At 56.7% G+C, this 14699-nt stretch carries 5 protein-coding genes and 1 pseudogene; 5 read left to right on the plus strand and 1 reads right to left on the minus strand.

The features are described from left to right. The 5 genes and pseudogenes from TALK_RS22150 to TALK_RS16835 form a co-directional block, all read left to right on the plus strand. Positions 1-551, plus strand: a pseudogene (locus TALK_RS22150) (helix-turn-helix domain-containing protein); the annotation flags it as partial. 183 nt (positions 552-734) lie between these two features. Beyond that, on the plus strand, positions 735-2912 hold the full coding sequence (locus TALK_RS16825; protein ID WP_245829995.1) for a type I secretion system permease/ATPase: 2178 nt from the start codon (positions 735-737) through the stop codon (positions 2910-2912). Further along, the gene (locus TALK_RS16830; RefSeq protein WP_085620317.1) at positions 2896-4344 is read left to right on the plus strand and encodes an HlyD family type I secretion periplasmic adaptor subunit; all 1449 of its coding nucleotides are present in this window, start codon (positions 2896-2898) and stop codon (positions 4342-4344) included. Before TALK_RS16825 ends, TALK_RS16830 begins: the two co-directional genes overlap by 17 nt. A 333-nt stretch (positions 4345-4677) precedes the next feature. Then, on the plus strand, positions 4678-4809 hold the full coding sequence (locus tag TALK_RS22365; RefSeq protein ID WP_281251310.1) for a hypothetical protein: 132 nt from the start codon (positions 4678-4680) through the stop codon (positions 4807-4809). A 48-nt stretch (positions 4810-4857) separates the two neighbouring features. Continuing rightward, positions 4858-5960 (plus strand): IS3 family transposase gene (locus TALK_RS16835; protein ID WP_139833869.1). Its coding sequence is split into 2 segments (ribosomal slippage): positions 4858-5119 and positions 5119-5960, totalling 1104 coding nucleotides; the frame shifts between segments, so codons are not numbered across the junction. A 59-nt stretch (positions 5961-6019) separates the two neighbouring features. Here the strand turns inward: TALK_RS16835 and TALK_RS16840 are convergent. Then, positions 6020-14587: a glycoside hydrolase family 94 protein gene (locus TALK_RS16840; RefSeq protein WP_085620318.1), complete on the minus strand. Its 8568-nt coding sequence runs from the start codon at positions 14585-14587 to the stop codon at positions 6020-6022. Positions 14588-14699 lie beyond the last annotated feature (112 nt).

The raw sequence follows: 14699 nt of genomic DNA on the forward strand, positions 1-14699 counted from the left end.
ATGAAAGAGAACAGGCAAATGCCGTTTCTGGAACCGGAGCAACCATCCTTCCTGCCGTCGATGATCAATGTTTGATTTTAGCCAGGGAGTGGCAGCGGATGTGTTCCGAGCCTTGGACGTTGGCAAACGCCTGTTTGCGGGTGAATGAGGCGATTGAGCGTGTTGGTTTTGATGTCGTTAGGTCGGAGCTTGATGGTTTACGACAGAAGAAAAAAAGACCTTCGCGTCTGGCGATACTGGATGTTCTTGACGATCTGCAACCGCTTGTCCCGTTGGGCGATGATAGTTCTCAATGGCCTCAAGCATGTGATGAAGACGCACCAGAAGCATGGCGTGAGATCTGCCGGGTAATTTCTAAAAGGGAGGTTTCTGGATGTCGAAATCCGGGCGCTTGGTTATCCAAGATCAACGTCTCATTGCAGGGAGATACGTTGTTTCTGTCAGCCAACAGTCGTTGTGCGCGTGATACTGCCCGTAATCATTTGTTCGCCGAAATTCTGCACCAAGCCGGACGACGTGGCCTTATCGTGCAGGGGCTATCAGGTGGCTAAGGGGCCTCATGGATAAGTGACTAGGTTAATTGGAATATCCTTTCCCAGAACAGCGTTTATCAGTGTTCGAGATGTCAAGCACCTAAATTACACAATCTTTAATTGCAGTTTGCGGTTGATTGTTTATTAATTTCATCTTGCGCGCAGATGCAGGGGGCTTCTGCGCCAAGGTGGGGAAGTCTTTTGCGGGACGCAAATGGGGACAACCGGCCAGAGACGGACAAACCGACGGATAGTGGTTTGGCGGCTTTGGTGACGGTTTTACGATTTTTCAATCTGCCTGCGGATGCGGAGCAGATACGTCATCAGTTTGGTAAGCCCGGTGCCGTGTTTGCCACTGATGACCTGCAACTAGCAGCCAAGCGCCTTAGCCTGAAATCCAAGATTGTACAATCTGACTGGGATCGGCTTGCGAAGACAAACCTGCCAGCCATTGCCGAACTTGAAAATGGCAGCTTTGTCGTTTTGGCAAAGATTGATGCAGAGCAGGGTAAAGTCTTGCTGCAGGACCCGGTGGCCGGGCGTGCTGTTGCGGTCGAAAAAGCCGCATTTGAGGAAAAATGGACAGGACGTTTGTTGCTGGCCACCCGTCGCGCCGCCATTTTGGGACAGGGTGGCAAGTTTGATATTTCCTGGTTTGTTGCAGCCCTGTCCAAATATCGTCGCATCTTTATCGAAGTCCTGATTGCTTCGTTTTTCTTGCAGCTTTTCGCGCTGATTTCCCCGTTGTTTTTCCAAGTCGTGATTGACAAGGTTCTGGTGCATCGCGGGCTGACGACACTTGATGTGCTTGTGTTCGGTTTGCTTGTGGTGTCGGTGTTTGAAGTCCTGTTGGGAACCCTTCGTACCTATATCTTCTCGCATACGACCAACCGGGTTGATGTAGAACTTGGCGCACGCCTGTTCCGCCATCTGATGTCGCTTCCTATGGGGTATTTTCAAGCACGTCAGGTCGGGCAAAGTGTTGCGCGCGTGCGCGAACTTGAAAGTATCCGCAATTTCATTACCGGGTCGGCACTAACCCTTGTGATTGATCTGTTTTTTACGGTCGTTTTCTTTGCGGTGATGTGGCATTTCAGCCCGCTTTTGACCATGATCGTTCTGGGCTCCATCCCGTTTTTCGTCATTCTCGCCTTTGTGGTAACTCCGGTATTGCGGAAACGCCTTGATGACAAGTTCCAGCGCGGGGCAGAAAATCAGGCGTTTCTGGTCGAAAGTGTTACCGGTGTTGAAACACTGAAAGCCCTAGCGGTCGAGCCGCAAATGCAGCGTCGCTGGGAAGAACAGCTTGCCGGTTATGTGCATTCAAGCTTTAAGACCGCTAATCTTGGCAATGTCGCTGGACAGCTCACACAGCTTATTTCAAAAATCACCACCGTACTGACATTGTATTTTGGTGCCACGGCGGTCGTTGGCGGCGATATGACGGTGGGGCAGCTTGTCGCATTCAATATGCTGGCGGGCCGCGTAACCGGCCCGATCCTGCGTCTGGCGCAATTGTGGAATGATTTCCAGCAAGCGCGAATTTCGATTGATCGTCTGGGTGATATTCTTAATTCCCCGACCGAACCGACCTATAACCCAAACCGATCTACGCTCAATAACATCAAGGGTGACATTAAGTTTGATCTTGTGACCTTCCGGTACCGTCCCGATGGGCCGGAAATTCTGCGTCGGGTGGATCTATCCATTAAGGCAGGCGAAGTGGTTGGCATCGTCGGGTCAAGTGGATCGGGCAAAAGTACCCTGACCAAGCTTGTTCAGCGCATGTATGTGCCTGAAAGCGGACGCGTCCTAATCGATGGGATTGATCTTTCGATGGTTGATACCGCGTGGCTCAGACGTCAAGTTGGTGTGGTTCTGCAGGAAAACATCCTGTTTAACCGATCCCTTCGTGAAAACATTGCGCTGTCGGACCCCGGCATGCCGATGGAGCGCGTGATAGAGGCCGCCAAACTTGCAGGTGCCCATGAATTCATCCTGTCCTTATCCGATGGTTATGACACCAAAATTGGTGAACGTGGGTCCAACCTTTCGGGTGGGCAACGTCAACGCATAGCGATTGCCCGGGCACTGGTTAATAATCCGCGCATTCTGATCTTTGACGAAGCCACCAGCGCCTTGGATTATGAATCTGAAAAGATCATTCAAGAAAACATGCGCCGAATTTGCAAGGGCAGAACGGTTCTGATCATCGCCCACCGGCTGGCAGCAGTGCGTGATGCGCACCGGATCATCACGGTTGAAGACGGGCAGGTCATCGAAGATGGCACGCATGATGACCTGGTCCGCAAGGGCGGGCGATATGCCAAACTTTATCAATTGCAAGCAGGGACGGTAAGTGATGTCGCTGCGCAATAGGTTTGGCAATATGTTAGAGCGCATGCGCGCCATCCTGTCGGCGGTCGTGACCGCGATCCGGGAACGCTTTGCGCGCCTAACGGCAAGCTCGGACAAGGCAAAGTCAAAGCGATCAGCGCAAGAACGCGCATTCCTGCCCGCAGCAATTGAAATCATGGAAACACCTGCCAACCCGATTGGTCGGACGGTGGCGCTGTCCCTTGCCGGGTTCTTTACCATCGCCCTTGGCTGGGCGGTGATTGGCGAGGTTGATGTTGTTGCCGTCGCACAGGGGCGTTTGGTGCCAAATGGCGGTGTGAAGCAAATACAGCCGCTTGAGATCGGAACGGTACGGGCCATTCATGTCCGTGATGGCCAACATGTCAAAGCAGGCGACCTTCTGATCGAACTCGACCCGACCGAAAGCGAGGCCGACAAGGGGCAGCTTTTGCATGAACGCGATGCATCCGCCCTTGATATCGCCCGACTTCGGGCCTTCCTTGACGGCATGGATAAAAGCGACGTTCCTGCCCTTGCCCGGCACGCAGCACTTAATGACGAAATTCTTGAGACCGCAGAACAAAAGCTGCGCAGTGATCTAACAGCCTTCTTTGCCAAATTGGCGACCAAGGATGCGGAGGCGGCAAAACTTCGGGCAGAGCGTGCTTCGATCAATGCCGAAATCGCCAAAAGCCGGGAGCTTCTTCCGCTTCTGGTGGAGCGCGAAGGATCGCTTTCGGGGCTGGTTACGGATGGGATCAGCACCAAGCCGGTTTGGCTAGAAGTCAAACAACAGCTGATCGAAACCACCAGCAATCTTGAGATTTACCGCAACCGCATTGAAGAAGCTGATGCGTCGATCACGGCGGCAGAAAAGGACCGCGAAAACCTGATCGCGCAAACCAAACAACAAACCCTCGAAGAACTGCTTGATGCGCGCAACAAGTTTGAAACGGCGGTGATTACACTCCGCAAAGCCGAAAGCCGCGAAGACCGCCATCAATTGCGCGCCCCCGTCAGCGGCACGATCCAGCAGCTTACCGTCCATACCGTACGGGGTGTTGTTTCGCCTGCCGAAAGCTTGATGGTGGTTGTGCCCGATGATGTGGAGCTTGAAGTCGTTGCCAAGGTGCAAAACAAGGATGCCGGGTTTGTCCGTACCCACCAGGATGCGGTGATCAAGATCGACAGCTTTCCCTTCACCCGCTATGGCAAGATTGATGGGAAGATCAAAAGCATCTCGCGCGATGCCATTCAGGATGAAGATCTTGGTTTGGTTTATGAGGTTAGGGCGAGCCTGAATACGTCAGAAATATTTGCAGATGGTCGGATGGTCAAACTCACACCGGGGATGACGGCATCTGTCGAAGTCAAAACCGGGAAACGACGTATTATCGAATTTCTGCTGTCGCCTGTGATGAAGTATGGGGATGAGGCGCTGAGAGAAAGATGAGTTTCTGTGGTTGTTATTAACGCTATAAGACCCGAGGCCTAAATGATCAGCCCCGCAGCAGTTGTTGTGGGGCTTTTTTGCGATGTAAGCGCACTTGATTTTCAAGGCGTCTGTAATTGCGCACATAAAGGTTGAAATAATCAGATTATATATTCCTTTTGTCGTGCCTTATAATTTTTCACTAAACTTTTACGTGTTTATAAAATTTTAAAACGTGACATGCTTCGCAATCTTCGTCTTAATATTCATTATTAAATTCAGGTAGGTAGCGGTTCCCATCTAGGGACATCCTCATTCATTAGACAATTCACAGGGCACCAAGGGGGAACAGTTATGGCTGATCAGCAGAATGAAAGTGTTACTGCAACGGCGGTTTGGGGGGCTGGTGCAGACGCAGGTACGATTAACGAATTGGCTGATGGTGCTCCAGGGTGCTCTGCGCCCTTTAAACTGGATCGTTTTTGATTGGAGTTTTCCGCGCTAAATTTCTGGTTGGAAAAAGGAGCGGAAGATATGAAAGCATCGAATTTTTCGGACGCACAGAAGGCGTTCATTTTGAAGCAGGGCGAGAGTGGAATGCCGGTTGCAGAGATATGTCGCAAGGCCGGTATCAGTCAGGCGACGTATTTCAACTGGAAAAAGAAATATGCGGGTTTGTTACCTGACGAGATGCGTCGGCTGAAGGCTCTTGAAGATGAAAATAACCGGCTGAAAAAGATTGTTGCCGGCCTGACACTCGATCGTGAAATGCTGCAGGATGTTATTAGCCGAAAGCTTTAAGGCCTGTCTGGAAGCGCAAGCTGGTCGACGGGATGTTGGCGGAATGTGGAATATCCATCAGGCGGGCCTGCAAGATTTTACCGTTTGACACATCGACCTATCATTACAAATCCCGTCGGACGGATCAGGCCGCTGTCGAAAGACGAATCAAGGAGATTTGCGAAGCGCGTGTTCGTTATGGCTATCGGCGTGTTCACGTCCTGTTGCGCCGGGAAGGCTGGATGATCAACATGAAAAAAACGCGTCGGATTTACAAAGAGTTGGGTTTGCAACTCAGAAACAAGCATCCCAAGCGGCGGGTCAAGGCCAAGCGGCGCGAGGACCGGCAGATTGCAGTTGGACCAAACGACATCTGGGCGATGGATTTTGTGCATGATCAGCTTGCTACCGGAATGAAGTTACGCATTCTGACCGTTGTCGATACCCATTCACGCTATTGTCCTGCTACCGACCCTCGGTTTACCTATCGCGGCGAGGATGTGGTTCAAACGCTCGAAAGAGTATGCAAGCAAGCTGGCTATCCAAAGACGATCAGGGTGGATAGTGGCAGCGAATTTATCTCTCGTGATCTCGATCTCTGGGCCTATGCAAATAGCGTTACACTGGACTTTTCACGTCCTGGAAAACCGACGGATAACGGCTTCTTCGAGGCTTTTAACAGTAAACTACGGATGGAATGTCTGAACACCCATTGGTTCATGAGCCTTGCAGATTCCCGTGAAAAGTTAGAGAATTGGCGTAGACACTACAACGAGGATCGTCCTCATTCGGCAATCGGGTACAAGGTCCCGATTTTGCTGCATTATCCCGGCGATGTTACCAACCCGTCACCGTGATAAAAGCCGGAAAACTCTAATCTCCGGCGGTCCAGCATTGGGTCTCAGAGCAGGTCTTATCATTTGGCAGGCGTTTTTGCTTGGTCACGGTTGAGAGCAAGAAACAGATCGTGCGGGACGCCGTCAAGCGGCAGATAGACCCGTGGCGCGGCGGCGATGACTTCTCCGTCAAGCCGAGTTATAGCTATGTCTGTTTGCTCTACGTGAATGTTGCATACAGTATCGGCCACCTTCAGTCGGGCGGAAAAGCCCGGCCAGTCTTTTGGGATGTTAGGGGCGATACGCAGGCGGTTGCCCTCACGAGTTATGCCAAGGATACCCTCAATCGCGGCGCGGTGCATCCAGGCGGCAGATCCGGTGTACCAGCTCCAGCCGCCGCGTCCAACATGAGGGGCGACGGAATAGACATCGGCAGCCACAACATAGGGTTCGGTCTTGTAACGCTGAGTTGTCTTCGGTGTGCGTGCATGGTTGATCGGGTTGAGCAGTGCAAACAACTCGGCGGCGTGGTCACCATCGCCCAGTCGGGCCCAGGCGAGAATTGCCCACATGGCAGCATGGCTGTATTGCCCGCCGTTCTCGCGCAAGCCTGGCGGATATCCAGCAATATAACCTGGGTCATGCGCCTCGGGTACCGGACCTGTTCCGAAAGCCGGGTCGAAAAGCAGCGACAGACCGTCGTTATGGCGGACAAGATGTTGGTCGAACGCTTCCATCGCTTGTTTGGCACGCGCGGGATCGGCCTGCCCCGATAGCACCGACCAGCTTTGCACGATAGAGTCTATGGCGCAGGCAGGGGACGCAACTGTGCCCAGCCATGTGCCATCGTCAAAGGTTGCGCGTTTGTACCATGCACCATCCCAGGCATTGGCTTCGATGGACTGGCGCAGTTTCTCGGCCTGTTCGCGCCAACGATGTGCAATGGCGCCATTGCGTGGTTCGGCCAGCGATGCAAAAGCCAGCAGCGTTTGCAACAGCAACCAGCCGAGCCACACGCTTTCGCCTTGTCCTTCGGCACCCACGCGGTTCATGCCGTCATTCCAGTCGCCAGTGCCAATTAGCGGCAGGCCATGTTGACCGGTTAGCCTCAAGGCACGATCCAGCCCCAGCGCGCAGTGATCAAACAACGAGGCACCATGGCCCGCATCATCGGGCAGGAAGAAAGCATCATGTTCGTCCTCGTGAAGGTTATGCCCGTCGAGGAAACTGATTTTTTCGTCCAGTACTGCCGTGTCACCTGTGGCAGTGACATAGGTGGCAACTGCGTGCCCGAGCCAGACACAGTCATCCGAAATACGGGTGCGCACTCCTTGGCCGGAATGGGGGAGCCACCAATGTTGAACGTCTCCTTCGGGGAATTGACGCGCGGCGGCGCGTAGCAAATGTGCACGGGTGCGCGCAGGTTGGGTCAGGGTTAAGGCCATATTGTCTTGTAATTGGTCGCGGAAACCATATGCACCGCTTGCCTGATAGAAGGCAGCGCGGGCCTCGATCCGGCAGGAAAGTGTTTGATACGGCAGCCAGCCGTTGACCATGATGTCCATGGCGCGGTCTGGCGTCTCGATTTGAAGATCCCCCAGGGTTTCTTGCCAATACCCCTGAACCTTTGCCAACGCTGCGTGCGGATCGGTAGAGCGCATCTCTTTCACGAGCGCAACAGCTGCTGTCGCGTCGGAGCATTGTCCAAGCAGATGTATAAACTCCACGCTTTCGCCGGGGGCCAATGTCACAGTTTTCATCAGAGCCAGACAGGGATCAAGCCCGGCACCAAGCCTGCCCGACAGTGTCACGTGATGGCGCAGGCCTGCGGGCGCGGCCGGGCTGCCGCCTGATCCGAGAAACTCTGTGCGGTCGCCTGTCCAGCTTTCGGCGTTGCTGTCAGGGGAGAAGAGGTCGGCAAACATGACACGGCCTGGAAAGGCGGTGTTCCAAGGGTTGCGCACCAGAAGTGCACCCGTCTCATTATCGCGAGACGTTATAAGGAAGGGGGCCGAGGCTGCGCGCGAGACACCCATGACTGGTTCGCTATAGGCCGCAACGCTAAGCTGACGTGGTTTTGTTCCGGTATTGCTCAGGCGCAATATAGATATTCGGACCGGTGCATCACGCGGAACAAATTGCACCATGTCACAGGCGATGTTGTCGGCCTGATGGGTGAACCGGCTATAGCCAAAACCGTGGCGCACGACATGCAGCCCGCCCTCATGATCCTGCCTGTTCCCGGTTGCAGAAAGCGGGCGTGCTGTCGGCGAGATCAATACGCCGCTCGTGTCGTCGCGGATGTAAAAAGCCTCGCCGGACGGGTCGACTACGGCATCGTTGGACCATGGTGTTAATTGGTTGTCTCTGCTGTTTTCGGCCCAGGTGAAGCCACTGCCGCTTGCCGAAACCTGAAAGCCAAAGCCGGGATTTGCGATGACATTGATCCAGGGCGCGGGGGTTGTGTCGTTCGGACCAAGCTGGATTACATATTCCCGTCCGTTCAGGTCAAAACCGCCTGTGCCGTTAAAGAACTCGAGCCCCTCTCCACTGGCTTGGGGGATTGTTGCATTGAGACGGATTGTGCGTGTATTCGGAGCTGTGACCGCTGTAAAGACGAGTTCAGGATCATGGAGTAATGTACCAAGTTGGCCACTGATGTCACCACGCCGTGCCAGCAAAACTACCCTTGCGGCGGACAGAAGCTGCGCACGTGCCTCGGGCGAAATCAGATCAGCGCGTAGCGCGAACGCCGATCCGTGTGCCATGTGTTCGCCACTGCCTGGCCGTGATTGGCTACGGCGAAGGGCGGTATCAATCGCTATCTGCAGGTCTTGGACATAGGACGCCGGGTGTTCATTCAGGATGACCAGATCGATGGTGAGCTGTTTGTTGCGCCAATATTCATGTGCCTGAAGCAAGCTACGAACTTGTCCGATATCAACTGGGTCGTCAATACGCAGTAATACAATCGGCAGATCACCCGATATTGCCAGAGGCCAGAGTCCTGATTGACGTCCCGCGCCTTGTGCAAGCACCTCGGCGGGGGGACGAAAACGGGCGTCGTGATAGAGGATCGGGGCGGCAAGGCGTTGAAAATCGGCAGCTTCGCTCGGCGAGATGCCGAGGTGACGCAATTGTACCTGGGCCCGTGTCCAGGCCAGCGTGCGAGCACGGTCATAGGCATTGCGATCATGGTGACGATCAATCAGATCGATCAGTGCCTCGCGGCTGTCGGCGGCCACCATCCAGATCATCACACGTGCGGTGCGCCCCGGTGCGATACGCAGCCGGTTGCGTAAAGCGAAAACGGGATCAAGCACGGTGCCTGTATGCCCCGCCAGTGGGGCAGGGTCACTTGTGGCGTACGGTTCCACTTGTGCGTGGTCACGACCAAGCGCAGTGGCTCGATCGCTGTCATATTGCAGGAGGGCAGTCGTCTCGCCTTCGACGATGGTGAACTGCGCGGCCCAGATCTCGGGCTCTTTCGGGTTGCGCCGACGCCGCCAGGCAATTAGCGCGCCGTATTCGGGAAGGAATTCTGTCTGTACGAACATCTGCGAAAAGGCGGGATGTGCTGCTTCGGAGGCGGGTGTAGCGAGCGTCAGTTCAACATAGGAACTGACCTCCATCTCGCAGGCTTTACGTCCAGAGTTGGTAACCGACAGGCGGCGCACCTCGGCATCCGCCTCGCCCGAGACGAGGATGTCTAGTACCGTGTCGAGCTGGCCGGTCCGGGCGGTGAATGTCGTGTGGTCCTCGAAGAATTGTACATCTTGCTGGGTATTTTTCGTGTCAGGGCCACAGGGGCCAAAGCTCTGCTCTGTCCCTTCCGAAAGGTTGCGCAGATGCAGAAAGGCGCCCTGATTGTCGCGCGTGGCATCTTCACGCCAGCGGGTCAGGGCGATGTCGCCCCAGCGGCTGTAACCACCCCCGGTTGCTGTCAGCATCACCGCGTAACGTCCGTTCGACATCAGATGGCTGACTGGCGGTCCGCTCGGGCAGCCTTCGATCCGGCGACCGCGCTCTGCGTCCGAAGGGAGGGTACGTGGCGCTGAGGGCTCCTCAAGGGGGGGCAGAGCGCGGGCGATGTCGCGGGGCAGGCGTTCGTGCAGTAGCAATTCACTGGCATGGATCATTGGTTCGCGGTGGAACCTTCGGCGCATCAGTCCGTCACTGAGCGCATTGGCGATGGCGACGATGGTCATACCCTGATGATGCGCCATATAGCTTTGCACCACTGAAACGCGTTGTCCCGGCAATACCCGTTCGGGTGTGAAGTCCAGCGCCTCGTAGAATCCGTAGACGCCAAGCCCGCCTAAGGCCTCCAACGCGTCGTAATTGCGTCGCGCGGCACCCGGGTCGAGCATCGTCGCAAGCCCGGTTGCATAGGGGGCGATCACCAGATCGCCGGCAAGGCCGCGCTTCAGCCCGAGCCCCGGTACGCCGAATGTCGAATACTGGTAGGTGAATTCGACATCTCGCGCGTTGAAGCCGGATTCAGAGATGCCCCAGGGTACGCCTTGCGCTCGACCATAGGCGATCTGACGTGCGACGACCAAACGGCAGGTGCGGCCGAGTTGGCCGCCCTCGGGTTCGCGCATCACCAGTTCGGGCATTAGATATTCGAACATTGATCCGGCCCAGGAAACCAGCGCTGTGCCGCCGGGGATCGCCGTCGCGGCGCGGCCCAACCGGAACCAGTGGCGCAAAGGCACGTCCTGCTTGGCAATGGCGAAGAGGCTGGCCAGACGAGCCTCGGAGGCCAGAAGGTCATAGCAGGATGGATCAAGGGTGTTTTCGTGGACCGAATAGCCGATCGAGAGCAGCTTGCGCTCGGGATCCAAAAGGAACGTGAAATCCATATCTATGGCCAGTTGGCGCGCGGTTCTCCCAAGTTGGCGCAGATGTCCGGTCAGTTCTGCACATTCGATTTCGGTTACGGTGGCGTCGACGATCGCCTTGACCAGACCGTCGCGCAGCAAGGACATCCACGAGGGGACAATTCCGTTTGTCAGGCTACCGGCCCAGGCGGGGCTTTCGACCTTGGCGGCAAGGCGTTGCAGATCGTGCCAGTCGATCTTTGCCTGCTTCAGGCCTTTGCGTAGCTCCGCGATTGTTGCGGTCAGGGATGGATCCGTTGGGGTTTGGGACTTGGCGGCGTCAATCTCTGCCAGATCCAGAAGATCGATCATTCCGTGTGCCCTGCGCTGCAGGTCGGGTGCGGGGACTTCAGCCCACTCGTCGCAGGTATTTGCCAGCGCGATCAGATGACCCGCCAGATTACCACTGTCCACTGATGAGATATAGGGCGGGTCGAGAACCCGGCCGTCCCGCGTGTCATACCAATTGTAGAAATGCCCGTTGAGACGCGGTAACGCCTCCATCGTGGTAAGGGTCGCTGCAATCCGTTCGGCGGCCTGCCGGCGCCCAATCCAGCCGAAATCCCGAGCCGTGGCCGTCGCGAGAAGATAGAGCCCGATATTGGTGGGGGAGGTCCGGTGAGCAACTGTTGGGCTCGGTTCTTCCTGAAAGTTGTCAGGTGGTAAGTTGCTGTCCTCGGCGGTGACGAAGGTTTCGAAATAGCACCATGTCCGGCGGGCGATCAGGCGCAAGGTCTGCGCATCCTGCGAGGTCAGCGCAGCATCTGGCTGAGCTTTGGGCGGCTGACTGACGCGGAAGGCTATGAATGGGGCAGCAAGCCAGACCCCGGCAAAAGTCAGGATCAGAGGTAGCGCGGTAGGAGCAGCCATGCCGACCAGCCCGGCTGCCGTTAGTCCCAGAGCAGTACCGGGTACCATGGCACGGGCAAAACCGCGTAGGTCGGGGCGCGGCGCGGCGGCGGCGGAGGCGGCCGTGGTCCATTCCAGCAGGTGTCGTCGGGATATCCCCAGTCGCCAGAGCGTACGGGTGATGGCGTCTAGTGATCGCCATGCGGCGTCGGCCAGAAATGCCGCAGCAAGCCCCATCTGCAGCAGTGCTAGCGCCAGATCCTCGCGCATTAGGCGCAGATGCGTTCGAAGGTGCAGACCTGTGCGGTGCGGTACGGCGGAGATCGCCGCATGAAGGAACGCAGGAAGCATCAGGACTACCAGAGCCAGCGCCATCGCCAACGCAGCAGCCAGACCGGGAAACAGCCAGCCCAAGATCAGCATCGCCAGGGTCGCAGGTGCCAGCAGCGAGCGCCGTAGAGTGTCGAGTACCTTGACCCGTCCCAGCGTACTCAGCCCGCCGTTCGGGCCGAGCCAGGGCAGAAGTTGCCAGTCGCCCCGGCACCATCGGTGCACGCGTCGAGCGGCAAGGTCCTGCCGATCAGGGAAAGCCTCGACCAGTTCCACGTCCGAGGCCAGCCCCGCCCGCGCGAAGATTCCCTCCAGCAGATCGTGACTCAGCAAGGTGTTTTCGGGTACGCGTCCGGTCATTACCGTTTCAAAAGCGTCGAGATCATAGATGCCCTTGCCGGTGAAGGAACCCTCGCCGAAGAGGTCCTGATAGATGTCCGACGCGGCGGCGGCATAGGGGTCCATCCCGCCTGGCCCGGATGTGGCGCGCAAAAAGGCCGTACCGGTTCGGCCAGCAGGCAGGGACGGGGTGACCCGCGGTTGCAGAATTGCGTGGCCCGCACTTACCCGACGCAGATCAGGGTCAATCACTGGCCGGTTCAGCGGGTGGGCCATCTTGCCGATCAGTCGCAGAGCTGTGTCGCGCGGCATCCGTGTGTCGGAATCCAGCGTCAGCACATAGCGTACGCCAGAGGGCACGACGGGAGTGCTGCCATCGGGCCCACGGTAATCGGTGTCTGTGGCGCCGCGCAGCAGGCGGTTCAACTCGTGCAGCTTGCCGCGCTTGCGCTCCCACCCCATCCAGATCATCTCGACCGGATTATAGCGGCGCTGGCGGTGCAGGTGCAAAAAGCGAACACCAGAGGGCCCCGGACCGTAGCGTTGGTTCAATTCAAGCATCCGCTCGGTGATAAGTGCCAGAAGTGCAGCATCGTCCGGCATGTCCTGTTGCGGTGCGTCCAGCCCGTCGGTTAGAAGCGCGAAGGTAATATCTCCCTGCGCGCCGGAGAGAAAATGCATTTCCAGCCCCTCGACCTGCTCCTGCATGTCATCGCGGGAATTGGTCAGAAGGGTCGGTACGACCACAAGTGTGCGGAGCGTCGCCGGAATCCCGCCGTCAAGCGAAAGTCCCGGCAGCGCTGCGGCGGGTACGGTCCAGCCGACCAGCCGGTCGACCAGAAGCTGTGCAATGGCGCTGGCCGGGATCAGGGCGGCAAAGGTCCAAAGGGCCCACAGGGCCAGTGATGGTCCGGTTGTGCTCGGTCCAGCCAGAATGCCTAGCGCCCAGAGGCCGATCGCAAGCAGTCCAAGGGTGACACCGATGAGACTGCAGATATAACCGGAGAGCCCGGGGCGGAAACCTATCCGATGCCATCCCGTTTGCCGATAGCCAATCTGGCGGTTAAAGGCTGTTCGGCCCTCGGCTAGCAGATGCCAGCCGGGATCGCTGCGGCGCAAAGTTTCCGTATCGGCAAGTCGTGTATCGGCCGTCCCCGGTGCTGCCTTTGCAGCCGCCAGCACCTGCTCTGCTACCTTGGTTTCGCTGTTGTCGCTGTGGCGGGAAAGATCCTCGATGGCCGTGCGGTAGAGATTGCGGCTTGCGAAATCCATGTCGGCAAATCCGGGATGTTCCCGTAGTTTTGCATCGACAAGGCTGACGCCTTCGAACAGATCCTGCCAGTCCATCTCGGAAATTGTGCGCAGGCTGGTGATGAAGTTGCGCACAGTAACGTTGGATGCCCCTTGTCGTTCCTGGGCATGTTGTACCACCAGATCGACTTTGGTGCCCTGCGTCGCTAGCCGTTTTTCGAGCCATGCAATGGCTGGTGTGGTAAGCGGATCGCAGTCGCGCAGTCGTTTGGCCAATTGTGCGGCAAAGACTTCAGGCAGGAGGTCGCCATTAGGGCAAGCATCGACGTCGGTAAGCTGGACGGGCTGCACGCTGTCGATGCCCAGAATTCGGTCGGCCAACAGGTCAGCGTCGTGGCGATGTTGATGCCCGAAGGCGATCTGATCAGCCAGACGCCGGAGATTTTCCAGAAGGACGAGGCGAAGCGTAATCGGCACGGCCCAGAGTTCGCCGATGGTAAGAGGCTGGACCCGTTGATATGCGCGCAAATACCGTGATAGTGCTGGCCCGTCTAGATGGCTGTCAGTATGTGCGACATAAGCCCAGACCAGTCCGAATACCCTTGGATAGCCGCGAAATGGTCCTTCGGCGAGTTTTGGTAGTATCCGATAGTAGCTGGGGGGCAGATCAGTGCGGCATTCGCGAATTTGAGCGTCCACCTGGTGGTAATTGTCCAGAAACCACTGAGCCGCAGGCACAATCGGGTGACCTGCGGTAAGTTCAAGGCTGCAGGCTCTGCGGGTGGCCAGCAAGGCGATTGCATTGTCTTCCAGTCGTTGCTGAAGCGAGGCAACATGCGGTGGAGATGCAGAGACTTTCTGTTCCCGTGCAAGACTACTCGCATGCTGTTCCAGCCGTTCCAGCCCGAAAAGCTCGGCCCGTACGGGATTAATGTCATTCCAAGGGGCTGTGTCGCCACGGCGGAGCGGTAACCATCTAGGCAATCGGCCGCTCATTAAGAAGCCTCCAGGGCAATAATTGGCTAAATACGCGCCATAGAATGAAATATCCCGCATACAGAACGATGAATGCGAAAATATTCGCGCTACAGTTTATAGCTACGGGATG

The organism is Thalassospira alkalitolerans (assembly GCF_002115745.1).
GTDB classification, from domain to species: Bacteria; Pseudomonadota; Alphaproteobacteria; order Rhodospirillales; family Thalassospiraceae; genus Thalassospira; species Thalassospira alkalitolerans.

Coding starts and splice junctions, on each gene's coding strand:
- TALK_RS16840 (WP_085620318.1), bottom strand. CDS start 14,587: ATGAGCGGCCGATTGCCTAGATGGTTACCGCTCCGCCGTGGCGACACA.
- TALK_RS22365 (WP_281251310.1), top strand. CDS start 4,678: ATGGCTGATCAGCAGAATGAAAGTGTTACTGCAACGGCGGTTTGGGGG.
- TALK_RS16830 (WP_085620317.1), top strand. CDS start 2,896: ATGTCGCTGCGCAATAGGTTTGGCAATATGTTAGAGCGCATGCGCGCC.